A 273-nucleotide genomic window follows, 5' to 3' on the forward strand; every position below is an offset into this window, starting at 1 on the left:
GCCGACATCGCTTGCGCTTGAAGCTGACTCAATCCAGCATCTATCGCATATGATCCAGCTAATATGCCCCACGGTATTACCGCAATACTCAAGGGCATCGCAGCCAAAACACCTTTCCATAACTGTGTTCGTCTATCCATTGTTTCACTATCCATATCATTCTTTTCTCTCTTCACATTAGCTATTCAATGTAAGAAGAGTGGAGTCGGTTCGATTGTACAAACTTGCTCGATTTCATGCCCCTCTGTTTGCCGCACTTAACCGTACTTAACC

1 pseudogene is annotated in these 273 nt (G+C 44.7%); it reads right to left on the reverse strand.

Annotation, left to right across the window (positions count from 1 at the left end):
• Nucleotides 1-155, reverse strand: a pseudogene (locus AB4496_RS28650) (branched-chain amino acid ABC transporter permease); the annotation flags it as partial.
• Between the last annotated feature and the right edge of the window lie 118 nt (nt 156-273).

The organism is Vibrio sp. 10N.222.46.A1, assembly GCF_041473595.1.
In the GTDB taxonomy this organism is placed as follows: domain Bacteria; phylum Pseudomonadota; class Gammaproteobacteria; order Enterobacterales; family Vibrionaceae; genus Vibrio; species Vibrio tasmaniensis_A.